The 22,158-nt window shown below is 64.1% G+C and carries 23 protein-coding genes and 1 tRNA gene; 16 read left to right on the forward strand and 8 right to left on the reverse strand.

Features of this window, described 5'->3' with window-relative positions:
* The first annotated feature begins 91 nt into the window (after window positions 1-91).
* The 5 genes from N2603_RS18605 to N2603_RS18625 all read left to right on the forward strand — a co-directional run bounded on the left by N2603_RS18605 (window position 92) and on the right by N2603_RS18625 (window position 6,653).
* Window positions 92-970, forward strand: coding sequence for an SDR family oxidoreductase (locus N2603_RS18605; RefSeq protein ID WP_260389896.1), 879 nt, complete (start codon window positions 92-94; stop codon window positions 968-970).
* A 125-nt stretch (window positions 971-1,095) separates the two neighbouring features.
* Window positions 1,096-2,049, forward strand: coding sequence for a dihydrodipicolinate synthase family protein (locus N2603_RS18610; protein WP_018647302.1), 954 nt, complete (start codon window positions 1,096-1,098; stop codon window positions 2,047-2,049).
* A gap of 4 nt (window positions 2,050-2,053) precedes the next feature.
* Window positions 2,054-2,848 (forward strand): NUDIX hydrolase, encoded by a 795-nt coding sequence (locus tag N2603_RS18615; RefSeq protein ID WP_260389897.1) that lies wholly within the window; start codon window positions 2,054-2,056, stop codon window positions 2,846-2,848.
* A 78-nt stretch (window positions 2,849-2,926) separates the two neighbouring features.
* Window positions 2,927-3,841, forward strand: a complete 915-nt coding sequence (locus N2603_RS18620) for a DMT family transporter (RefSeq protein ID WP_260389898.1) — start codon at window positions 2,927-2,929, stop codon at window positions 3,839-3,841.
* 124 nt (window positions 3,842-3,965) lie between these two features.
* Window positions 3,966-6,653 carry a PAS domain S-box protein gene (locus N2603_RS18625; RefSeq protein ID WP_260389899.1) on the forward strand — a complete coding sequence of 896 codons (2,688 nt, stop codon included), beginning with the start codon at window positions 3,966-3,968 and terminating at the stop codon, window positions 6,651-6,653.
* Window positions 6,654-6,663: 10 nt separating this feature from the next.
* On the opposite strand, the gene N2603_RS18630 is transcribed toward N2603_RS18625, so the two are convergent.
* Window positions 6,664-7,017, reverse strand: coding sequence for a GrlR family regulatory protein (locus N2603_RS18630; protein WP_260389900.1), 354 nt, complete (start codon window positions 7,015-7,017; stop codon window positions 6,664-6,666).
* A gap of 259 nt (window positions 7,018-7,276) precedes the next feature.
* Between N2603_RS18630 and N2603_RS18635 the strand changes: the two genes are divergently transcribed.
* Window positions 7,277-7,774, forward strand: a complete 498-nt coding sequence (locus N2603_RS18635) for a hypothetical protein (protein WP_018647307.1) — start codon at window positions 7,277-7,279, stop codon at window positions 7,772-7,774.
* Window positions 7,775-7,831: 57 nt separating this feature from the next.
* Here N2603_RS18635 and N2603_RS18640 read toward each other — a convergent pair whose 3' ends face one another.
* Window positions 7,832-8,218, reverse strand: coding sequence for a VOC family protein (locus tag N2603_RS18640; RefSeq protein ID WP_260389901.1), 387 nt, complete (start codon window positions 8,216-8,218; stop codon window positions 7,832-7,834).
* Between the two features lie 179 nt (window positions 8,219-8,397).
* On the opposite strand from N2603_RS18640, the gene N2603_RS18645 reads away from it, so the two are divergent.
* From N2603_RS18645 to N2603_RS18660, 4 genes are all read left to right on the forward strand, one after another.
* A complete protein-coding gene (locus tag N2603_RS18645) occupies window positions 8,398-8,988 on the forward strand; it encodes a hypothetical protein (RefSeq protein WP_260389902.1) in 591 nt (196 codons plus the stop codon).
* Window positions 8,989-9,160: 172 nt separating this feature from the next.
* A complete protein-coding gene (locus N2603_RS18650) occupies window positions 9,161-9,661 on the forward strand; it encodes a hypothetical protein (RefSeq protein ID WP_260389905.1) in 501 nt (166 codons plus the stop codon).
* Between the two features lie 153 nt (window positions 9,662-9,814).
* Window positions 9,815-9,891, forward strand: a tRNA-Arg gene (locus tag N2603_RS18655).
* Between the two features lie 199 nt (window positions 9,892-10,090).
* Window positions 10,091-11,308 (forward strand): hypothetical protein, encoded by a 1,218-nt coding sequence (locus tag N2603_RS18660; RefSeq protein WP_260389907.1) that lies wholly within the window; start codon window positions 10,091-10,093, stop codon window positions 11,306-11,308.
* A gap of 61 nt (window positions 11,309-11,369) precedes the next feature.
* On the opposite strand, the gene N2603_RS18665 is transcribed toward N2603_RS18660, so the two are convergent.
* A complete protein-coding gene (locus N2603_RS18665) occupies window positions 11,370-12,332 on the reverse strand; it encodes an AraC family transcriptional regulator (protein WP_260389908.1) in 963 nt (320 codons plus the stop codon).
* Between the two features lie 441 nt (window positions 12,333-12,773).
* Entirely contained in the window at window positions 12,774-13,052 is a 279-nt protein-coding gene (locus N2603_RS18670) for a hypothetical protein (RefSeq protein WP_018647313.1), read from the reverse strand.
* 321 nt (window positions 13,053-13,373) lie between these two features.
* Here N2603_RS18670 and N2603_RS18675 point away from each other — a divergent pair, with 321 nt between their 5' ends.
* Window positions 13,374-13,835, forward strand: coding sequence for a host attachment protein (locus tag N2603_RS18675; RefSeq protein ID WP_260389909.1), 462 nt, complete (start codon window positions 13,374-13,376; stop codon window positions 13,833-13,835).
* A 30-nt stretch (window positions 13,836-13,865) separates the two neighbouring features.
* Here the strand turns inward: N2603_RS18675 and N2603_RS18680 are convergent, their stop codons facing one another.
* A complete protein-coding gene (locus N2603_RS18680; protein WP_018647315.1) occupies window positions 13,866-14,129 on the reverse strand; it encodes a hypothetical protein in 264 nt (87 codons plus the stop codon).
* Window positions 14,130-14,420: 291 nt separating this feature from the next.
* On the opposite strand from N2603_RS18680, the gene N2603_RS18685 reads away from it, so the two are divergent.
* The 3 genes from N2603_RS18685 to N2603_RS18695 all read left to right on the forward strand — a co-directional run bounded on the left by N2603_RS18685 (window position 14,421) and on the right by N2603_RS18695 (window position 16,669).
* On the forward strand, window positions 14,421-14,867 hold the full coding sequence (locus tag N2603_RS18685) for a hypothetical protein (protein WP_260389910.1): 447 nt from the start codon (window positions 14,421-14,423) through the stop codon (window positions 14,865-14,867).
* 94 nt (window positions 14,868-14,961) lie between these two features.
* Window positions 14,962-15,834, forward strand: coding sequence for a DMT family transporter (locus N2603_RS18690; protein ID WP_260389911.1), 873 nt, complete (start codon window positions 14,962-14,964; stop codon window positions 15,832-15,834).
* Between the two features lie 97 nt (window positions 15,835-15,931).
* Window positions 15,932-16,669: a hypothetical protein gene (locus N2603_RS18695; RefSeq protein WP_018647318.1), complete on the forward strand. Its 738-nt coding sequence runs from the start codon at window positions 15,932-15,934 to the stop codon at window positions 16,667-16,669.
* Window positions 16,670-16,736: 67 nt separating this feature from the next.
* Here the strand turns inward: N2603_RS18695 and N2603_RS18700 are convergent, their stop codons facing one another.
* Together N2603_RS18700 and N2603_RS18705 are read right to left on the reverse strand one after the other, a co-directional pair.
* Entirely contained in the window at window positions 16,737-17,024 is a 288-nt protein-coding gene (locus N2603_RS18700; RefSeq protein ID WP_260389912.1) for a histone, read from the reverse strand.
* Window positions 17,025-17,090: 66 nt separating this feature from the next.
* Window positions 17,091-18,482 carry a cryptochrome/photolyase family protein gene (locus N2603_RS18705; RefSeq protein ID WP_260424217.1) on the reverse strand — a complete coding sequence of 464 codons (1,392 nt, stop codon included), beginning with the start codon at window positions 18,480-18,482 and terminating at the stop codon, window positions 17,091-17,093.
* Window positions 18,483-18,651: 169 nt separating this feature from the next.
* Between N2603_RS18705 and N2603_RS18710 the strand changes: the two genes are divergently transcribed.
* Entirely contained in the window at window positions 18,652-20,382 is a 1,731-nt protein-coding gene (locus tag N2603_RS18710; protein WP_260389913.1) for a methyl-accepting chemotaxis protein, read from the forward strand.
* Between the two features lie 124 nt (window positions 20,383-20,506).
* Here N2603_RS18710 and N2603_RS18715 read toward each other — a convergent pair whose 3' ends face one another.
* Window positions 20,507-21,166 carry a peroxiredoxin gene (locus tag N2603_RS18715; protein WP_018647322.1) on the reverse strand — a complete coding sequence of 220 codons (660 nt, stop codon included), beginning with the start codon at window positions 21,164-21,166 and terminating at the stop codon, window positions 20,507-20,509.
* Window positions 21,167-21,548: 382 nt separating this feature from the next.
* On the opposite strand from N2603_RS18715, the gene N2603_RS18720 reads away from it, so the two are divergent.
* Window positions 21,549-22,133, forward strand: coding sequence for a hypothetical protein (locus tag N2603_RS18720; protein WP_020608101.1), 585 nt, complete (start codon window positions 21,549-21,551; stop codon window positions 22,131-22,133).
* Window positions 22,134-22,158: the final 25 nt, after the last annotated feature.

A 22,158-nucleotide genomic window follows, 5' to 3' on the forward strand; every position in this document is an offset into this window, starting at 1 on the left:
ACAAAGAGCTGGGTCCCGGCTCTGCGACGCAGCGTTTCACGCTGCATCGCGTCCGGGACACGAGAACAAAAACAAACAGGGAGAAGCCGCCATGGGACTACTCGACGGCAAGGTTGCGCTGATCACCGGCGCGGGCGGGGGGCTCGGTGAGGCCTATGCCAAGCTGTTCGCGCGGGAAGGGGCCTCGGTCGTCGTCAACGATCTCGGCGGGCCCCGCGACGGCTCCGGCGCCGACACCTCGATGGCGCAGCAGGTGGTGGATGCGATCAAGGCGGCAGGCGGCAAGGCGGTCGCCAACGGCGCCGACATCTCCACCATGGAGGGCGGCCAGTCGGTGTTCGACGACGCCATCAGGCATTTCGGCCGGGCCGACATCCTGGTCAACAACGCCGGCATTTTGCGCGACCAGACCTTCGCCAAGGCCTCCGAGGCCGACTGGGACAAGGTCATCAAGGTCCACCTGAAGGGTACCTTTTGTTGCACCATGCCGGTGTTTCGCTGGATGCGGGAAAACGGCGGGGGCGTCATCGTCAACACCTCCTCGACCTCGGGCCTGATCGGCAATTTCGGCCAGACCAACTATGGAGCTGCCAAGGGCGGCATCTGGGGCCTGTCCAACGTGCTGGCGATCGAGGGGCGGAAGTACAACATCCGGATCTGGACGCTCGCCCCGGGTGCCCTGACCCGCATGACCGCAGACCTGCCCCGCTATAAGGAGAACCCCGGGGCGGCGCTGGGGCCGGACGGCATCGCGCCGGCCGTGCTATACATGGTCAGCGACTTGTCGGGCGACCAGACCGGCAAGGTGCTGGGCGTGTCCGGGCCCCGCGGCGTGCGCGAAATGCGGATGATGGAGATGGAAGGCTGGAAGCCGCCGCACTCGGGCTGGAACGCCCAGGACATCGTCGATCATGCCAAGGAGGTCTTCTTCTCCGAGGAGCAGATCAAGATGGGCGCGCGGAGGTTTTAGAAGGCCGTCATCCCGGGGCACGCGAAGCGTGAGCCCGGGATCCATACTCCGGATCGTGGTTATGGATTCCGGGCTCGCGACTGCGTCGCGCCCCGGAATGACAGATAGAGAGAGACGAGGACTAGATGAAACTCACCGCCGACGCTAAGGGCACCTTCGCAATCGCGCCGACACCATTCCACGATGACGGCCGGATCGACGAGCGCTCGATCGACCGCCTGACCGACTTCTACGAGGAGGTCGGCTGCGACGGCGTCACGGTGCTGGGCATCCTCGGCGAGGCCCCCAAGCTCGATGCCGCCGAGGCCGAGCAGGTGGCGGTGCGCTACGTCAAGCGCGCCAAGAAGATGCAGGTGATCGTCGGCGTCTCCGCGCCGGGCTTTGCCACCATGCGTTCGCTGGCGAAGGCCTCGATGGACGCCGGCGCGGCCGGCGTGATGATCGCGCCGCCGCCCTCGCTTCGCACCGACGACCAGATCGTCGGCTATTTCAAGCAGGCGGCGGAAGCCATCGGGCCCGACGTGCCCTGGGTGCTCCAGGACTATCCGCTGACCCTGCAGGTGGTATTCACCCCCGCCGTGATCCGCAAGATCGTCATGGACAATCCGAACTGTGTGATGCTCAAGCACGAGGACTGGCCGGGCCTCGAGAAGATCTCGACGCTGCGCGGCTTCCAGAAGGACGGCTCGCTCCGCCCGCTCTCGATCCTGTGCGGCAATGGCGGCACGTTCCTGGACTTCGAGATGGAGCGCGGCGCCGACGGCGCCATGACCGGCTATGCCTTCCCGGAGCTGCTGATCGACGTCGTGAACCTTTCCAAGGCCGGCAAGCGCGATGCCGCGCATGATTTGTTCGACGCGCATCTGCCGCTGATCCGCTACGAGCAGCAGCCCGGCGTCGGCCTCACCGTGCGCAAATATGTGCTGCAGAAGCGCGGCATCATCGCCTCCAGCGCGCAGCGCAAGCCCGGCGCGACGATGACGGCGACGGCGAAGGCCGAGGTCGACTATCTGCTGTCGCGCGTCGCCCGCTTCGATAAGCGTGCCAATCTCGGCCCGCAATCCAGCGCCGCAGGTTAATCGAATGGCCGAGACATCAGCGTCACGCCCGGCGTCGACCATCCTCCTGCTGCGCGATGGCGCGAGGGAAGTCGAGGTCTTCATGATGGTCCGCCATCATCAGATCGAGTTCAACTCGGGCGCGCTGGTGTTTCCCGGTGGCAGCGTCGATGCCGGCGACAACGAGATCGTCGCCCGCGCCGACCTGTATTCAGGCGGCGAGGGCTTGAGCGAAGCGGACCGCGGTTTTCGTATCGCCGCGATCCGCGAGACTTTTGAGGAGAGCGGCATTTTATTGGCGCGCTCGAAGGACTCGGGCACGCCGATCGATGCCAAACGCGCAGGCGAGATCGCGGACAAGCACCGCGTCGCGCTCAACGAGCACAAGATCAGCTTCCTCGGCATCCTCGCCGACAACGGCCTCCAGCTCGCGCTCGACACGCTGGTACCTTACGCGCACTGGATCACGCCGGAGGGCATGCCGAAGCGTTTCGACACCTGGTTCTTCCTCGCAGCAGCGCCGCCCGACCAGCTCGGTGCTCACGACGGAAGGGAATCGACCGACTCGATCTGGGTCTCCGCGCGCGAGGCCGTGGAGGGCGGCGAGAGCGGCCGTTTCAAGCTGCCGTTCCCGACCACGCGCAATCTGATCCGCCTCGCCAAGCAGCCGACGGTGAAGTCCGCGCTCGACCATGCCAAGGGCATGTCGATCGTCACCGTTATGCCGATCATGACCAGGACCGAAACCGGCCGCCAGCTCCGCATTCCCCGCGAGGCCGGCTATGACGGCGAGGTGTTCGAGGTCGGCGCGGTCGGCTGATACACTTCGATTTGCGCCGAAGTATCGGCGAGCGCAGACGCGCTAGGTTCCGTCCACCGCGGAATGGACGGACGCACAATGGACAACCGGCAGGACACCAACATCGCCGTCGAGCTGGCGCTGCTGGTCGCGCTCGCAACGCTCTGGGGCGGCTCCTACACCTTCATCAAGCTCGGCGTCGCCACCATCCCGCCGATCACGCTGATCGCGGCGCGCACCGCGATCGCCGGCCTCTTGCTGCTCATCGTCATGCGGGCACGCGGCATCAGGATGCCCATGGATTCCGCGACCTGGCAGCGCTTCGCATTCCAGGCCGTGCTCAACAGCGTCATCCCCTGGACGCTGATCGCCTGGGGCGAGCGCCATGTCGATGCCGCGCTCGCCACCATCCTCAACTCGGCCGGCCCGATCTTCACCTTCCTGCTCACCGCGATCGTCACCCGCCACGAGGCGACGACACCGCGAAAGCTGTTCGGTGTGGTCGCGGGCATGGCCGGCATCCTGCTGATCGTCGGCGTTGATGCCTTCCAGGATATCGGCAGTGGCCTCATCGCGGAGGCCGCGATCGTCGCCGCCACCATCTGCTACGCCTGCGCCGCGATCTTCGGCCGCAGCTTCAAGGGCCTCGATCCCATGGCGCCCGCGGCCGGCTCGCTGCTGGCGGGGGCGGCGGTCCTGATCCCGGCTTCGCTGCTCGTCGAGCAGCCCTGGACGCTGTCGCCGGCACTTAGCTCCATGCTGGCGCTGCTCGCGCTGGCGACCTTCTCGACCGCCGCGGCGTTTGCGATCTACTTCCGCCTGATCCAGACCCTGGGCTCGGTCGGCACCACCGCGCAGGCCTATTTGCGCGTCCCCATCGGGGTCGCCATCAGCGTCGCCTTGCTCGGCGAAACCTTGAGCCGGACCGCCTGGATCGGCCTTGCCTGCGTCGTTCTCGGCGTCGCCGCCATGACGATCCCGGCCGGATGGCGGGCAAGCGTCAAAACGTCATAATCCGGTGCGGAGGGCGGGCCGAGAACAACGATATTAACGATATTCCGCGGCGGCAGGCATGTTCCCCCGGGCCCGCAATACGTCGTATATTGGGCTTTCAATAGCCCGGTCCTCAACGCAACCTATGTCCGCCGACTTGACGCCGCCCCCTGAGAAAAAGCGAATATTTTCGCTGTCCATCGGCCAACTGACGTTCGGAAGCTTCATCCTGGTGCTGGCGGTGATCATCGTCACCTCGACCGCGAGCGTGATTGCGATCCGGCACATCGACACGACCTTCGCCGAGTTGCAGCGGCTGCAGAGCGTCGGCGACCTCGCCGAGGACATCGACCGCCGCATGAACGAGCTGCGGCTCGCCGCGCGCGACTTCGTCACCGATCCCGGCGCCGGCATCCAGTTCAAGCAGGTGGGCGAGGCGGCCTCGACACTCAGCGACATTCTAAAGAAGACCCGCATCGAGCTCGCGCCCGAGCAGCAGGACATGATCGACGGGGTGACCGAGCGGCTTGCGACCTATCGCAATGGCCTCGAGCGAATCTCGACGCTGATCGACCGCCGCGCCCAGCTGCTCGCCGGCCTGCCGCCGCTGCGCGAGCAGTTCGACGCAGCGGTCTCCGGCGCCGCCGACCGCGAGCTCGCCTCCCGCCTGTCCGAGGCGCAGAGCCGGATCGCGCTTGGATTGCTGGCGCGCAACCCGTCGGCGGCCGAGCAGGCCGCGCAGGGCATGCGTGCGATGGATATCACCGATCCCAAGCTCAAGGCGGCGGTGAACGACTATGCCGAGGCGATCATGGCGGTCGCGGTCCGCGAGCGGCAGATCGCCGACATCGATCGCGAGGTGCTGGGAACCGAGGGCCGGCTGATCGGTCGCGTCACCGAGTTGCTGCGCGAGGTCAGCGCAAGGCGCGGCCACGTGCTGTCGCGCGATTTTGCCCGCACGCTGACGGAGGCGCGCTGGCAGAGCATCGTGCTCGGCTCCATCGGCGTGCTGATCGGCATTCTCGCGGCGGGCTTCGTGGTGCGGCGCACGGTGCGCCCGCTGGCGCAGATCGCGCGATCGATTCGCGCCCTCGCGGCCGGCCAGAAGGACACTTCGATCCCGTCCGCCGATCTCGACAACGAGATCGGCGACATCGCGCGTGCGGCCGAAGTGTTCCGCCGCGCGCTGGACGAGGCCGACACCGCGCGCGAGGCGGCGGTGCGCGCGCTCACCGAGCAGCGCCTGGCCGAAGAGAGCTATCGAAAACTGTTCGAGGGGTCGGTCGACGGCATCTACGTCACGACGCCGGCCGGCGATCTCCTCAACGCCAATCCGGCGCTGGCGCGGATGATGGGCTATGACAGCCCGCAGCACCTCATCGACAGCATCAACGACATCGCCCACACCATCTACGTCCATCCCGAGGCGCGCGACGAATATCAGCGGCTGATGGCACGCGACGGCATGGTGCGCGAGTTCGAGTACCAGGTGCGCCAGCGCAGCGGCGACATCCTCTGGCTCTCCGACAGCGCCACCGGCGTGCGGGACGAGCAGGGCAACATCGTCCGTTACGAAGGCACGCTACGCGACATCACCGACCAGAAGCGGGCGGAAGACGCCATCGCCGAAGGCCGCCGCCTGCTCCAGCAGGTCATCGACACCGTGCCCGCGGTCATCAACGTCAAGGACCGCGACCTGCGCTACGTGCTGATGAACCGCTACATGGCCGGCATCTTCGGTATCGAGCCGGGCGATGCGCTCGGCCGGACCACGGCCGACCTGATGTCGCGTTACGGTGCGGCCAAGACCGACGAGAACGACAAGCGCGTGCTCAAGCTGCGCAAGGGACTCGGTTTCTACGAGGAGGAGTACAAGGACGCTGCCGGCAACATGCGGCAATGGCTGGTCAACAAGCTGCCGCTGCTCGATGCCGATGGCGAGATCGAGCGGATCGTCACAGTGGCGCTCGACATCGGCGAGCGCAAGCGCGGCGAGCAGGAGATGCGCAAGGCCAAGGAATCGGCGGAGACCGCGCTGCGCAATCTGCGCGAGACCCAGGCCTCGTTGATCGAAGCGGAGAAGCTCGCTGCGCTCGGACGGCTGGTCGCCGGCGTCGCGCACGAGGTCAACAATCCCGTCGGCATCAGTCTCACGGTCGCCTCCGCGCTGGAGCGCAAGACCGCGATGTTCTCGTCCGAAGTCGAGCGCGGCGAGCTTCGCCGCTCCACGCTCAACGACTTCCTCAACACCAGCCGCGACGCATCCTCGCAGCTCGTCTCCAATCTCAACCGCGCCGCCGAGCTGATCCAGTCGTTCAAGCAGGTCGCGGCCGATCGCAACTATTCCGACCAGCGCACCTTCGACCTCGGCGATCTCACCGAGCAGGTGGTGATGAGCTTGCGGCCGGGCCTGCGCAAGCACAACCTGACCCTCAACGTCGATTGCCAGCCCAGCCTGACCATGAACAGCTATCCCGGCCCGTATGGGCAGGTGCTGACCAACCTGTTTCTCAATTCGGTGGCGCACGCCTTTCCCGACGGGCGCCCGGGGATCATCGACATCCAGGTGCGCGAATCCGGCAAGGACAATGTCGAGATCATCTTTTCCGACAATGGCTGCGGCATGTCGCTCGACGTGCGCCGCCGCGCATTTGATCCGTTCTTTACCACAAGACGCGACCAGGGCGGCACCGGTCTCGGGCTGCATATCGTCTACAGCATCGTCACCAACCGGCTCGGCGGACGGCTCGATCTCGATTCCGAGCCGGGCGGTGGTACGCGCATCCAGATGATCTTGCCGCGCACGGCGCCGCTGGAGCAGGCCGCCGAATAGCGCTCGCGCCTTAGTCGGCCTCGGCGAGCTTGTGCAGGGTTGCGCCGAAAATCAGGCTGGCCTTGCCGACCAGCGCCGTCCCCGTCATCTCCGCGCGGGTGTCCGTGTAGGTCCCGCTGACGCCAATGCCGACCGGCGCAGGGCCGCCGAACAGCGGATTGTCATCGCCCCGAGGTGACGTGTGCCGCTGCACCAGCACCTCGCCTTTGAAGGTGTGCTCGTCCTTCACCACATAGCTGCCGGTGTAATAGAGATAGGCATCGCCGCCAAGAATCTTGCCGTCGCGAAAAAGGATCACACCGCTGCCTTTGCCGACTCGACCGTCGAGCAGCGTGACGTGGATCGAATAGAGGCCGTTCTTCATAACGTCCCGTGGGCCGGCCGCCATCGCCCAATGGCGTAACCGGTCCAGCTTTTATGCCAAAGCACATCCCCTCGCGCAACGCGGCAGTTTGCCGGCCGGCAAGTACCTCTGTCGCGCGGGCCGTATTCGTCCCGGCTTGTCTGTGACGCCGATATGACGGTCTCATCACGGGGCGAGGCCAGTCGTTGCGAATCAAGTTGGCCCGCGAAATGCATAACCCATTGTTGCACTGGCCGCGGGGTGCTGGAGCAAGACGAACGTGAGCAACTGGATCGATTCCGGCGGCGATGAGCCGCGTCTGTACAGTGCGCGTCCCACGAATTGCAAAAGCGAACGACGGTGGATTGGCAGCGAGACACGCTGGCGAAGCGTGACGAGGCTGGCATGCACCGTAACCTTGATTGGGCTCGCGGCCCCCTTTGGGCACGCCCGTGACCGGGGCCAGTTCGTCAACACCAATGCCGACTTGAAGGCCTGGTTCGACAGCCTGCGAAGCGGCAAGGGGCCATGCTGCTCCGATGCCGACGGCTCGGCGCTCTCGGACACCGACTGGGAGAGCAAGGACGGGCACTATCGTGTGCGCGTCCCACGCCTTGGCTACGTGCTTGACGGCCAGCAGCAGGAACTTGTCTGGGTCGATGTGCCCGAGGAGGCCGTGATCTCGGAGCCGAACCGGGTGGGGCGCACCATGGTGTGGCCGATCTACGGCTACATGGGCGTCACCATCCGCTGCTTCATGCCCGGCAGCATGACATAAGCGCGCCAGGCGGCACCCCGCATGGTCTCGCTGTTGCTTGACGCGGCTCGCGCGATGTCAGGTGTACTTCTTGTCGCGCTCGAGAAGCTCGATGGAGATGCCTTCAGGGCCGCGGATGAAGCAGATGCGCACGCCGGGCCGGATCGTCGTCGGCTCGCGCGTGAAGGTGACACCCTTGGCCTTGATCTCGGCGGCCACAGTGTCGATGTCCTTCACGGTCAGACCGAAATGGTCGAGACCCTGATGCGGGTGCGGGGGCGGCGGATTGACGGCATTGTCGCCCTCGAGCGGGGCGATGAAGATCCTTGCGCCGCCGAGGTTCACGTCGATCCGTCCCGGCGCGCGCACGATCTCGCCGCCGAGGATGTCCCGCAGCCAGGCCGCTGTGGCCTCCGGATCGGGGCTGCGCAGATGGACGTGATCCCAAGTGACGGCGATTGGCATTTCATAGTCTCCCAACGGGGTCTTGCGATGTTGCGGCGCATGTTAGCGGCACCAGCCGGTGGTCGCCACCGTGCCGACTCGCCTGAAGCGCGGGAACCTTAGTTCCTGTCCCGGGTTAAGGTAAGCAGGTGGTCTGTTCGTCGTGCAAACGCAGTTCGGCCGCTATCGGTGATGCATCCATGGGCACCAGGCTTGACCGGATCAGGTTGGAACGCTTTGCCGGGGCCGGCGAACGATTGGCGCGAGCCGTGACGGCCGCGAGCGTCTCGTTTGGCCGAGGCTTGCTGTGGCTGCTGGCGGCCATCATCGTCGGATGCGGCATCTGGATGCTGCTGCCGCTCTCCAAAGGCAACACCACCGAGCCGGTCAAGTCGGACCTCAAGTCAGACCTCAAGTCAGACTTGGCCGCCGTCGAACCGGCTACTCCGGGCGATGCTGCAGCGGCGGTCCCGCCGACGGCCGAAGCTCCGGCTTCAGCCGAGCTCGATCATCTCAGGATTTCATCACAGACCTGGCGTCGTGGCGGCCTCGGCTCGAAGGCGCTGGTGACGTTCACGCTGCGAAACGACAACGACTATGCCGTAAGAGATGTCGAGATCGTCTGCGCCTTCGTGCGTCGCGACGGCACGCCTCTCACCGTCCGCAGCCGCGTGCTGACCGACACCGTCAGCATGAAGAGCCGCAAAACCTTCGCCCGTATTCCGGTCGGGTACGTCAACGTTAATGCCGATCAGGCGAAGTGCTCGCTGGTCGCGGCACGGCGGGCGTAGAGGGCGGCGTTCTGCGGTAGCGGAAAAGTTACCGTTTCCGGCCTTGTTCTGGCCTTGGCCGAAAAACTTGGCGTCGCCATTTGAACCGAAGGGCAGGGCCAGGAACCAATCAGAGTATCGCCTGTTAAGGCGGAGAGCCCACGCGGGGATTGCGGGGGGCGGAGTGCGGCCAATGCCCATCTTTCGGTATTTCATGTATGTCGGCGGAGCGTTGCTCACACTGCTGTTTGCGGTGAACTTCGTCGTGCCGGCCTCGCCCGTGACGCCAGCCGTCGCGACCGCAAGCAATGACCAGCCGTCGATCCGGATCCGGTCCGATCGCCATCTGCCCGAGCGTGTCGTGCTCGACACCAGCCAGCCGACGATTGCCCCGCCTGCGGTGAAGACCGCCGCTGTCGCGGCGCCGCAGCCGCCGGATACCGTGTCGGCAGCGGCCCTCGCGGAGATGTCGGCCAAGGCGCGGGTGCGCGAGACCTTTGCCCAGTTTACGCCCGGTTCGAAGGCCGACGCCGCCAAGAAGCCGCTGGCCCAGGCTCAGCCCAAGCGTAAGGTCGCCAGAGCGCATCCGGCGCCGCAGTATTATGGCGGGCCACAATATGGCGGGCCGCAGTATGGCCGGCCGATGATGGTGGCACAGCAGCCGCATTTCGGCCTCTTCAACACGACCTGGTGACAAGCCGGCTGTGACCCGCCTCCGTGGAGGCGGGAAGGGCTTTTTATTGGCCAGCCTCTCTGCTAATTCGAACCCGTCCGAACGCCGTCCGGTGCGCTGGCTCGCCAGCCACGGTCCGGCGCTTCGCGGCTAACGGCCCAACCCCGGGCCAGGGCGCTCGTAGCTCAGCTGGATAGAGCATCGGATTTCGATTCCGAGGGTCGGAGGTTCGAATCCTTCCGAGCGCGCCAGTAAAATCAACGGCTTAGTCCCATTGACGATCCGATCTTCCGGTGCGCATCCGAGGATGCCTGATTTATCGGGCGCGGAACCGCGTCGATGTTGTCCATACCCGAGACCTCAATAACCCGCGCTCGTTCCGAATATTTGCCGTGAGGGGCATTGCCTTTGCGTGCCCGTTCCGGTTGAGTCCGGTTGGGGGGAAGGGACGTGAAGACAAGTGAACTCGCTCTTGGAGCATTGTCAGCAAGCGCGTTTTGGGCCTTAGCCAGCATATTCCTCCCGATCTCGAATGCGAACGGCAGAGATATTGTTGCCACGGCCGCAACGGTATTTGCGGCATCGATTCTGGCGGCTACCGCAGCTACTCGGATGGCGCATCGATCAGACCGAGAGGTGCTGTTGGCGGCCCAAGCTCCTCGGACGATCACTCAAGAAGTGATTGAAAAATTCGAGAAACGGAGCCGACGACTAAAGCAGGAGGCATGGATATTTCTTGCGGGAGTATTGGCGCTGCTTGTTGCGGGCGCCTTAGCCGTCGTCTACGCCAAAAACCTTACAGTTGGTGATATCGGCGCTCTCACGCTGGATGAAAAGATTGCAGCTGAACAACAAGAAAAGCAAAAAACTCAAATGCGAGTGAAGCAGATCGAGGAAGGAGCAGTAAAGAATTGTAATGCAGCTCTACGTTTCGCTTTGCAGCCTTGGGTTGTCTCTCGCGATAGTATGTACGAATTTAGTGTTAGTAGTCGAGATCGCTACTCAAGCAATCTGCCGACTGGCGACAGGTTAGTTGAGCTAATCGAGAGGCGTTTGGATGATGGCCAAAGAGAGGGCCGTCGTGGGTCGAGACGCGCCGTCGAAATTCGCGGGTGCGGGGCTTGGGAAAGCTACTACATTTTTGTCGATCCAGAGCAGTTGCCAGATTTCAGATCAAAACTAGCGGGAAAGATCTTCGCCTCTGCGGAAGACTCGGCTCTTATTCTTGAAGTTGGTCGTCTAGCAGCGCGCGCGGACGATCTCGACAGTCTTGCCTCACGATATAACCTAGAGAAAATTGAAGCGGATCTGGAGAAAGCAAAACGGGGAGACGTAAAGCAGTCTGAGGGGACAAAGGGTAGTCCCAACAAGAGTGATGATCTTTTCCTAACGCTGTTGCAGACGAGCATAACGCGCTTCGGATTGCTGGCCGTCGTCGGCTTTTTCGTTAGCATCCTAGTTTCACTGTATCGGTACAACATTCGTCTTGCAGCCTTCTATCTGGCGCGAGCGGATGCACTGAGGCTCTTCGCTCCTGACATCGAAATTTCTGATTTTGTGTTGCTCTCAACCGCGTTGTCTCCGACGGTTGAGTTTGGGCGAACGCCGCCGCCGCCGGTCACTCAGTTGATTGACCTCGTTAAATCAGCGAAGGAGGTAGCGAAGTAGCATCTACTGCTCACTCTGCTCTGAGATTGCAATCGTGGTCCCGTCGCTGCGGCCCTCAGGGTCAGCGGATAGGCAGACCGCTCTGCCGCCCGCGCGCCAGCGTGTCCGAGGGGGCCTCGTGGAAGGTCGCACGGTAAGCCGCGGCGAACTCGCCCATGTGGTGGAAGCCCTGGGCACGCGCGCAGGTGGCAACGGTGGCGCCGCCGCCCTTCAGGAGCCGGGCACGGGTCGCCCACAGTCGCTTCAGCCGAATGTACTGGTGCAGGCTCATGCCGCGAACCTTGCTGACCGCGCCGCTGAGCGTCCGGACCGAGACGCCGAACTCACCGGCGAGATCGGCCGTGTAGATCGGAGCGGTCGGATAGGCAGCCACGTAATCGTCGATCCGTTGCACCAGCCTGGTCGACCGCCCGCTCAGGACCGAGGTGCTCCGGTCCGGGCCCGCACCGATCCGAAACAGATCGTCGAGCGCGAGCAGCAGGCCCTCCTGGAGATGGGCGGCGGCCTCGGTGGTCTCGAACAGGAACGGCTGCATCGAGGCGGTTCGCAGGATGTCGAGCACGAGATGACGCGTATGGAGCAGGGCGGGCCGGTTTGCGACATAGGCCCGCAAATCGTCGGCGTGATCGAACCAGCCCCGGTCTTGCAGGCCGGGCGAAAGGATGATCATCGCGTAATGATTGGTCTGGGGTTCGACGAAATGGCACTCGTCGTTGCCGCGGAGCGCAACGAAGAAGCGGGCGTCGAGGTCCATGCCCTTGGAATTGGCCTGAAGGTCGTCGGTCATCGACAGGATCACCATGCCGCCCGGCATCCGATAGGCGGTGTCGAGGATGCGCGCGAAGGACCTCATCACGATGATGCGGCATGCCGGCAAGGAGACGACGGCGCGGGCGGCCGCGAAGTTCACAACGTCGAGTGGAATGCTTCGCGCATCCTCCATCGACTCGATCGGCCGAAAGGCATCGACGTCGGCAAAGCCGATCAATTGAAGCGCGGAGGACGGGACGAGGGCATCGAACATGCGTCTGGCCGGCTGCTGCAATGTGACAATGAAATGAACGTCAGTACATTGCCATCAATGGCGAAACAGGCCGCCTCAGTAAACCGGATTCCGGGCCGTAGTATTGCGGACATCATGCCACGAAGTGTGCCTGATCATTGTCACCGTCAACGGTCCCGGCTCATCGGTTGGCCGGTGACGAGGTCGATGAAATGGAGACGCGTGCAGGCCGGACAGGCGTAGGACTCGAAGCTTCGCCCCTCCGGTCTCTGTTGCTTTTCCAGATGCGTCTGCACATTCATACCCGTCTGAGGGCATCGAAAAACGATCAAATCGGCCATCGGCGCAGAATGGCGCCGCGGCGGATTTCCCACTTTGATCTAGATCAGTTTTGGAATGGCTCCAGGCGGACCGAACGGGTGATCTCGCAAAAGCGAAGGGGCCCCCGAGGGCCCCTTCTGATCACCAGCGGCGGTAGCCGTAGTATCCATAGCGTGGTCCGTAGGCACGGGGCCCATACCCATAATATCGGGGCCCGTAATACGGCCGCGGGCCGTAATACCCATAATAGTTCGGACGCCAGAAACAGCGCCCCCAGGCGTCGCAGACCATACGGACCTGCTCGACGTCGGAGACCTGCGGGACGGCAGGTGCAGGCGCGACGGGCATGGCGGACGCCGCCGGCGATGCCGCAAGGGCACCGAACATAGACGCGACGACGAGGCCAATCTTAAGCTTCATGATGTCTTCCTCTGCTTACGCAATACAGGATATCGAAGTTGTTCTGATCAAATTGTGGCGGAGCCGAAATGTAATGCTGATGAACAGATCTTCAGCCACTCCGCCGCGGGCCTGATCCAGCTCGGCCAAACTAGCCCAGCTTCATGCCCCTGGCCATGCCGCGCTTGCGTCATCGGCATCGCCACCCATCCTTGATCCTGCGCAAGTCGCTTCGGCGGCTTCGTCCATAGTCTTGTCGCCGTGGGCAGTCCTTCGCGGAATGCGAAGCGCGTCCGGCGGTTCGCATCGGCCCGGAGCCCACCGTTTGTTTGGAGCTGTGCAATGGACAAGATGAGAATCGACAAGGGTGACTGGCTGATCGTTTGCGACGGGCGCAAGGCGCTCATTCTGGAAAACCTCGGCGACGAGATGTTTCCGAACCTCCACACCAGGGAGGTGCACGAGCAGCCCAATCCCTCGACCAGCGCACAAGGAAGCGATGCGCCGGGCCGGCTGCATGGCACAGCCGGCGGCGCACGCAGCTCAGTCGAGCAGACCGATTGGCACGACGAGGCCGAGCGCGCCTTCCTGCGCAGCCTTGCCGGCCGGCTCGACGCCGCAGTCAGCTCAGGCGAGACTTCGGCCCTGACCATGGTGGCCTCGCCGCGTGCGCTCGGCATGATCCGCGCCGACTATTCCGACGTCGTGCGCAAGGCGCTTCAGGGCGAGGTCGGCAAGGACCTCGTCAAGCTGCCGGTCTATGAGATCGAGAAGCAGTTGCTGCGGTCGGGCGCCGCGAAATAAGGACGCCCGCAGCGGACGCGCTGGCGCCCCTCAGTAGCAGGGGTGCCGGCGGCGGTCCTGGCCGATATAGGCGGCCGAGCTCTGGTAGCAGTGGTTGGTTGCGGGACCGTCGTAATAGGCGAAGGTGCCGGGGGTGAGGCCCGGGCCGTAATTGTGCAGATAGCTGATCGGGTAGGGTAGCGGGTTGACGTAGGAGCGGTGATACCGGTGATGTCCATTTGCTTCCGCAAGGCCAGGGGCCAGGATTGCGGCTGACAGGGCAGCAACTGCGGCTACAAGCTTCAACTTGCTCATCTCGATTCTCCGGAACCCGCGCAAATAGCTCAGCCGTTATAGCCATTTCGGGCCGCGAGGGCACCCGTCAAGCGGCCGGAATCAGGGGCTAATCCCGCCGATTCCCGGGTGGGTGTGACAGAATTGCCGGAAGTGCGGTCGAACTCTGCCCATTTTTGGCCTTTTCGGGATGCTTAACGAATTCCCCACACAAGTATGACCAAGAAGAGTTCGGTTAGAGATTCCTGCCGGTCGCCTGGGGTGCTCTTTGAGGCCGGCCCGTCCCCGCAAGGTTTTCACCGTCACCTCGTCATGCGCATCACGCTTCTGAGCCTGCTGTTGTTCTGCTTCGCCGCCACGACGCCGGCGCGGGCCGAACTGCACATTACCCGCGACCATGGCGGCTATGTCGAGGAGTACAAGGCCAAGTACAAGCGCGTCCGCGAAAAGGGCGAGCGCGTCATCATCGACGGCATCTGCAACTCGGCCTGCACGCTCGTGCTTGGCATGGTGCCGATGAACAAGATCTGCGTGACCCCGCGCGCCAGCCTCGGTTTCCACCAGGCCTACTACGACAAGGCCTTCACCTTCGGCATCAAGGTCACCAGCACGGAAGGGACGTCCGACCTGATGTCCTACTACCCCGACACGGTGAAGGACTGGATCCGCCGCAATGGCGGGCTCACCACCGACATGAAGAAGATCAAGAACGGTGTCGAGCTCTGGAAGATCATCGATCCCTGTCCGGAAGAATGGTGAGCGGCTGAGCTAGCCGCCGTCCGTCGCAGCGCAGCATCGCCGATCAAGAAATTCGCATTGCCGCATAGGCCCCCATGGGGCAATGAGGGCGGCAATGAACCATAATCAAGAAGCCCTGACCGCCCGCGCCGCGCCGATCCTGTTCGTGCTGCTCTGGAGCACCGGATTCATCGGCACCAAATACGTCGTCAACAATGCCGATCCCTTGACCTATCTCGCCATCCGCATGGCGATCGTGGTCGGCCTGATGGCGCTCATCGTCGCGATTGCCCGCCCGAAATGGCCTGACCGGATTGGCATCGCCCACAGCGCAGTCGCCGGCATCCTCGTCCATGGCTTCTATCTCGGCGGTACCGCGATCGCGATCGCGCATTCGATTCCGGCCGGGCTCTCCGCGCTGATTCCGGGCCTTCAGCCGATCCTGACCTCGACCATCGCCAACCGCTGGCTCGGCGAGAAGGTGACGCCGGTGCAATGGGCCGGCCTCATGCTCGGTCTCGGCGGCGTGGTGATGATCCTGCACAACCGCCCGATGACCGGAGAAGCAGGGCTCGGCTGGCTCGCCTCGGTGGTGTCGCTGATCTCCATCACGCTCGGCACGCTCTACCAGCGCCGCTATTGCAATCACATCGATTGGCGCGCTGGCAATCTCGTGCAGTACGTTTCCGTCACCATCTTCTTCGCGATCGGCGCCTTCCTGTTCGAGGACCGCGTCGTGCACTGGACGCGGGAGTTCGTGCTCGCGCTGGCCTGGCTCGCGGTCGCACTCTCGATCGGATCGATCGGGCTGCTGTACTGGCTGATCCGCCACGCTGCGGCGACGTCGGTGGCGAGCCTGTTCTACCTCGTGCCCGCGGTGACCGCGCTGATGGCCTATCTGCTGTTCGATGAAAAGCTCGATGCACTGGCGATTGCCGGCATGGCGATGTGCGCAGCTGCGGTGTTCGTGGTCAACCGGCGGTTCTAGGCAGATGGGCCGGTACGGCGGAATACATCCCTGACGTGCGGGCCGCGTCCGTGTTAGGCTGAGCACATTTCAGCTTTCCCTTTCACAGGTGATTTCCATGAAGAAGGCGAGACGTGCGCTGCTTGGCCGGTCCCTGAAGCCGGTCCGGATTGCCTGCATCAACTACGCGGAGGAGTCGATCAGCGGCCGCAAAATGGCCGAGCTCACCGCGGCACTGCAAAAATGCTACGACAAGCATTTCCTGCCGGTGTGGGGCTATCCTGTCGACCTTTACGTTACCCGGAAGCCGAGGCCGACCGACTGGCAGCTGGTCTATTTCGACGACGCCTCGCACAAGAACATGCTCGGGCGACACGAGCTGACCCATCGCGGCCAGCCGATCTCGAAGATCTTCGTCAAGGCATTGGGCGATGAGCCGCTCAGCGTCGCGGCCTCGCATGAGCTGTTCGAGATGGTGCTCGACCCGATGGCCAATCTCTGGGCCGACAAGAACCCGAACACGCAATACGCCTATGAGGTCTGCGACGCCGTTGAGGAGGACTCCTTCCGCGTCGGCCGCTTCGAGATGTCGAACTTCGTCTACCCGTCCTGGTTCGAACCGTTCAAGCATCCGCGCGGCACCAGGTTCGACCACAAGGGGACGCTGAAGGAGCCGTTCTCGATGACCGAGGGCGGCTACGTCATCAAGAAGGTCAACGGCAGGAAGGTGATCAAGGCGTTCGGCTCGCCGGCGAAGCGGCGGCGCTTCAATAGCGAGGACCGGCGCGGTCATCGCAGCGAATTCCGCGATCCGCAAGGCAAGCATCACCCGGGCCGGCTCGCCGCCAAAAAGTGAGGGTAGGGTATCGCAGGAGCCGTCTCCGGGCGCGCCCGCACCCGGAGACATGCGTCTCGCGCCGCGATCAGCGCTTCGACTTCTTGGCCTTCTTTTTCTTCTTGATGGCCTTCTTCGCGGATTTCTTCACCGCTTTCTTCGCGGTCTTCTTGGCGGCTTTCTTCGACGACTTCTTCGCAGCCTTCTTCGAAGACTTCTTCGCCCTCTTGGCCTTCTTCGGTGCTACTTTCTTTGCGACCTTCTTGGCGGCTTTCTTCACCGGCTTGGCAGCGGTGATTGCGGCGTCGTTGGTTGCTTCCACGGCTGTGGTCATCGTCTCCATCGCCTGTTCGGCGATCGGCTTCTCGTCGTCCATATCGTCCCCCACGGTTTGTATGGAGCGATGACGATAGCTGGATTCACAATTGTGTCAAAGCAACGCTCAACCTTTGCGGATCTTTGCGTAGGCAGCGAGCGCGCGCTCGCGTCCTCTCGCATGATCGACGATTGGCTGCGGATAGGTCTTGCCGAGCGTGATGCCGGTGCTGGCCAGCTCGATCGGCGTCGCCTGCCAGGGCTGGTGGATCAGCTTCGCCGGCAGGTCCTTCAGCTCCGGCACCCAGCGCCGGACATAGGCTCCGTCAGGATCGAACTTCTCGCCCTGCAGCTGCGGATTGAACACGCGGAAATAGGGCGCGGCGTCGGCGCCGCAGCCGGCGACCCACTGCCAGTTGGCGGGATTGCTGCCGGCATCCGCATCGACCAGCGTGTCCCAGAACCAGGACTCGCCATCGCGCCAGTCGATCAAGAGGTGCTTGACCAGGAACGAGGCGACCACCATGCGCACCCGGTTGTGCATCACGCCGGTGTGCCAGAGCTCGCGCAGGCCGGCATCGACGATGGGGTAGCCGGTGGCCCCGCGCCGCCAAGCGGTGAGCGCTTTCTTGTCGGCCTTCCAGGGGAAGTCGTCGAAATTCGTTTGCAGGTTTTCGGTGGCGAGGTCGGGATGGTCGTGGAGGAGGTGCCGGCAGAATTCGCGCCAGCCGAGTTCGCTCAGGAATTTTTCGACACCGGGCCCGAGCGCCGGATTCTCGGCCGCAGCGAACCGCGCGGTGTGCCAGACTTGGCGCGGGCTGAGCTCGCCGAACCGCAGATGCGGCGAGAGGCCTGAGGTGCCCATTCGGTCCGGGCGGTCGCGGTCGCCGGCATAACTGCGGGCGGTGTGCTTGAGGAAATCGCGCAGGCGCGTGCGGGCCGAGGCCTCGCCCGGCGTCCATGTCTCGCGCAGGCCGCCGGCCCAATCGGGCTTGCTCGGTTCGAGCGTCCAGCTCTCCAGCCTGTCGCTGGCGATCTTCAGACTCGGACGCAGCTCCTTCGGCGCGGGCAGGGGCTTTGGCGGATCGCCGAGCAATAACACCCGCCGCCAGAACGGCGTGAATATGCGCAGGCCGCGGCCGTCCTTGTTGCGGATCGCCGAGGGCGGGACGAGCAAGTCGCCGGGGAAGATTTGCGAGTCCACGCCGAGCTTTGAAAGCGCAGCTTCGAGCTGCCGCTCAACCGCCTGATGCGGCGCCTGCGCGATCCCGTTCCAGTAAACGGCGCGGGCGCCGCTCTCGCGCGCCAGATCGGGGATCTCCCTGGCCGCTGGTCCCTTGCGCAGGATCAGCGACCCTCCACGCGCGGCGATCTCGGCGCCGAGCGCCCGCAGCGATTGCGCCAGCCACCAGCGCGCCGCGGCGCCCGGCGCTCGCCCGACCATGTCGTCGAGGACGTAGAGGCAGATCACCGGCGCGCCGGATTTCGCGGCGGCGTGGAGGGCGGGGTGGTCGGGCAGGCGGAGGTCATCGCGAAACCAGACGATGACGGGCGGCGCGCTTGGCGTGGTCAGGCGGGGCCTCGTTTACGATTTGGAAAGCATGCCGCTCGCGGCGGTGTGAACCGTCGTTAATGCTGCCGTAAGCCGATTGCACGATTATGCAGGAATTACGGGGGTCATTCCATCCATGTCCAACCTTTCGACGGCAAGGTTCCTGCCGCAGTTCAAGCTCGGCACCAAGGCAGTCCTGTCTGCCGTGCTGCTGATCGCCGTCAACACGGCGCTCGTGGTCGGCGCCGGCTATTGGTCGCTCACGTCCGCTTTCAATGATCGCGCGCTGCGCGACATCGAGGTCAATCTGCGCACCTTGGCGCTGGCCTTCGCCGAAACCGCTCCGGACGTGAAGATCACGGTGAGGGATGGTGCGGTCGTCCGCGCCGAGGTGCCAAGGATGCCCGAGTTCAAGGACCATGCGATCGTCGATCGTGCGGTGTCCTATGTCGGCGGCAACGCGACCCTGTTCGTGTTCGACGATGCGAGCGGGCAGTTCGTGCGACGCTCGACCAACGTGAAGAAGGAGAATGGCGACCGCGCCGTCGGGACCCAGCTTGCCGCCGATCATCCGGCGCAGGCCGGCTTGCGCCGCGGCGAGGCCTATAAGGGTCCGGCCGTCCTGTTCGGCAAGTCGTTCATGACCGCCTATTTCCCGGTCGTCGACGCGGCCGGCAAGGTCTCCGGCATCCTTTACGTCGGCATCCCGATGGCCCAGTTCGAGAGCATGCTGACCCAGGCGATCTCGAGCATGGCCGCCGCGGCCGGGCTCGCCGCGCTGCTGGTGCTGGTCCTCACGCTGCTGATCGTCCGCCGCGTCACCCGGCCGCTCACCTCGGTGACGCGCTCGCTGACGGCGCTCGCCAACGGCCAGAGCGACGTCGAGATCGATTGCGAGGACCGCGCCGACGAGATCGGCGAGATCGCCCGTACGGTCGCGGTGTTCAGGAGCAATTCGCTGGAACGGGCGCGCCTGCGCAGCGAGCAGACGGCGGCCACGGCCGCCGCGGCGGAGCAGCGCAAGGCGGAGCTGCGCAATTTCGTCGAGGAGTTCCGCGGCAGCGTCGGCGGCATCCTCGACAAGGTGCTGAGCTCATCCAGCGAGTTCGAGCGGGCGGCACGGCAGCTCACCGACACCGCGCGCTCCACCGCGGATCTGTCGGCGCGGTCGGCCGGGGCCTCCGAGGACGCCTCCGAACATGTCCGCTCGGCGGCTGCAGCCTCCGACGAATTGTCCCAGTCGATCTCCGAGATCACCCGTCGTGTGCAGGAATCCAACCAAATCTCCGCCGAAGCGGTGCGGCAGGCCGAGGCCACCGACCAGCGCATTGCGCAGCTCTCCGAGGCGGGCTCGCGGATCGGTGACGTGGTCAAGCTGATCACCTCCATCGCCGAGCAGACCAATCTGCTGGCGTTGAACGCCACCATCGAGGCCGCTCGCGCCGGCGATGCCGGCCGCGGCTTTGCGGTCGTGGCTCAGGAGGTCAAGACGCTCGCCGGCCAGACCGCGAAGGCGACCGAGGAGATCTCGAACCAGATCGCCAGCATGCAGCTTGCGACCGAGGAGTCGGTTACCGCCGTCAAGGGGATCGGCCAGACCATCGAGCGCATCAGCAGCATCGCCGGCTCGATCTCGGCCGCGGTCGAGCAGCAGAGGAGCGCCACCCACAACATCGCGGCCAGCGTTCGCGCCGCGGCGTCAGGCACCGCCGATGTCGCGGTCAATGTCCGTCACGCCGCCAAGGGCGCGAGCGAGACCGGCGAGACGTCGAGCCGGATGTTCGCCTCCGCCCAGGCGCTGTCGGGCGAGAGCCTGCATCTGAAGGCCGAGGTCGACAGCTTCCTCGACCGCGTGCACGCGGCGTAGAGACTCAACGCAGTCATTCCGGGGCGGTGCGAAGCACCGAGCCCGGAATCTCGAGATCCCGGGTCTGGTCCTTTGGACCATCCCGGGATGACTTTTTGCGGTTGCTAGGCGCAACCGCCAAAAGTCACTTCGGCTGCGGCACGATGCGGATGTAGGGCTTCGGCTCCTTCCAGCCCTGCGGATAGATCGTCTTGGCCTCGTCGTTCGAGACCGAGCCCGCGATGATGACGTCCTCGCCCTGCGTCCAGTCGGCCGGGGTCGCAACGCGGTGCTTGGCGGTGAGCTGGAGCGAGTCGATGACGCGCAGGATCTCCTGGAAGTTCCGGCCCGTGGTCATCGGATAGACCAGCACCAGCTTGATCTTCTTGTCCGGTCCGATGATGAAGACGTTGCGGACGGTCTGGTTGTCGGCCGGGGTGCGCGTGAGGGGATCGCCCGAGGTCGAGGCCGGCAGCATCTCGTAAAGCTTCGAGACGTTGAAGTCGGTGTCGCCGATCAGGGGATAGTTGGGAGCAGCGCCCTGCGTCTCCTTGATATCCTCGGCCCATTTGGCGTGGCGATCGATCGGATCGACCGAGAGGCCGATCAGCTTGACGCCGCGCTTGTCGAATTCCGGCTTCAGCTTGGCGAGCGCGCCGAGTTCGGTCGTGCAAACCGGGGTGAAGTCCTTGGGGTGCGAAAACAGGAGGGCCCAGCTGTTGCCGATCCAGTCGTGGAACTTGATCTTCCCTTCGGTGGTCTCGGCTTCGAAGTCGGGGGCGGTGGTGCCGATCGGAAGTGTCATGGTTCTACCTCATCATATTGAATTTACTTGAGAATTTGTCTCTGGCCGTCGCCGTCAGTATAGGGGCTTGGCGAGGCTAAGTGAACGCTGACTGAACCGCTTGAAGTAAAATGTGAATTCCTTCTCTGAAGAGCCGATCTCCTAGCACTTTTCTGTTACAGCGGCACCTGCGGCGAAACATCTCCACCGGTCCCGATTGCCGCGATTAAGCCTTTTATGACACGCATCACGCTCGCCCGACGCTCTCCGGAACCGAAATGGTCCTCGTAGCGACTAATCGGCAACCATTGAGAAAAGTCGCGATCCCCGTATCGAATCATTAACCACCCCTTTACGCCCGCATGAAAATGCTGGCCGATCAGTAGAAATCTGGAAGTGAACTATGTCTGCCGCTGCGCCTAAGTCCGCTGAGAAGTCAGTTGAGTCGCCGTCCCTCGAACCGTCCTGCCGCGATACCGCGGTCCACGCACTCTCCATCGTACGCGATGGCGTGATCACGGGCGAAGGCCCGACCACCAAGGGCCGGGTGCATTTTTCCCGCTCGCTCGATGCTGATGACACCGCCTGGTGCGCCCGTATCCTGACCGCGACCGCCGTCAACGACCAGCCGGTCAGCCGCACCGAGGCCGAAGTCCTGTTCGAGATCAACGAGGCCGCGACCGAGCGCACCGATGGCGGCCGCTTCGACGATTTGCTCGCCAAGGCCGTTGCCCATTATGCCGCAAGCGCCTCGGGTCTGAAGGTGCCGCCGCGCAGCGTCGCGCTGTCGGCCGATACCGACATCGAGAGCTGGGCGCCGTCCTACGCCTCCAAGGTCAACAGCGAAATGCTGGAGTGGATCGCCGGCCAGATGCGCGGCAAGCGCCAGAACAACCGTCGCCTGATGGCGATGGTGGCGACGTTCCTCGGCGCCACCGCGCTGCCTCTGGCGGGCCAATTGCCGAACGTGTTCGACATCGGTATGTAAGAACCGAGATATTCTCGCGCCCCTT

The organism is Bradyrhizobium huanghuaihaiense (assembly GCF_025200885.1).
Classification (GTDB): Bacteria; Pseudomonadota; Alphaproteobacteria; order Rhizobiales; family Xanthobacteraceae; genus Bradyrhizobium; species Bradyrhizobium huanghuaihaiense.